The sequence below is a fragment of the Acinetobacter baretiae genome (assembly GCF_015627105.1).
Classification (GTDB): domain Bacteria; phylum Pseudomonadota; class Gammaproteobacteria; order Pseudomonadales; family Moraxellaceae; genus Acinetobacter; species Acinetobacter baretiae.
Genome location: NZ_VTDM01000068.1, coordinates 1 through 613, shown reverse-complemented (window position 1 = coordinate 613; position 613 = coordinate 1). Strand labels below are relative to the sequence as shown.

Here is a 613-nt window from a genome sequence, read left to right as displayed (position 1 = left end):
ATGCTGGCGACTATAGCAAGAGTGAACCACCTGATCCCTTCCCGAACTCAGAAGTGAAACCTCTTCGCGCTGATGGTAGTGTGGGGTTACCCATGTGAGAGTAAGTCATCGCCAGCATCTTATTCTAAAAGCCCCCTCTAACGAGGGGGCTTTTTTTTAGCCTTACATTTTTATAAATCCAGATGATATCTACTGTACATACAACATCTATAACCCACACTCAAAGAAAAAAAACAACATCTACCCACAACACATCATCCTAATTCAAGAACATATCCACATCGATAAAAATAAGACAATATAAAAATGAGCTATTCAGAGCATTTTAGACAAAAAGTGATAGCGAAGCTTGAGGAAGGATATTCCATACGAGCGGTCTCTGCACAATTTGAAATTGATAAAAATACAATTTTGAGTTGGAAAAAACGAATTGAGGTTAAAAGAACTCGCCCACGGAAACCTTTTAAAATTGAGGATGATGCACTACGTGCTGATGTTGAGAAATATCCAGACGATTATCAATATGAGCGTGCTGTACGCTTTTCCTGCTCAGCTGCATCTATTGGTTATGCATTAAAACGTTTAGGAATCACAGTGAAAAAAAGACCTTACG

Annotated in this window: 1 protein-coding gene and 1 rRNA gene; both read left to right on the top strand. The window is 38.8% G+C overall.

From position 1 onward, the window contains the following. Positions 1-2 precede the first annotated feature (2 nt). Positions 3-117, top strand: a 5S ribosomal RNA gene (rrf, locus tag I2F17_RS12515). A gap of 189 nt (positions 118-306) precedes the next feature. After that, positions 307-613: IS630 transposase-related protein (locus I2F17_RS12510; RefSeq protein WP_211140165.1), on the top strand; the 307-nt coding region annotated here is incomplete at its 3' end.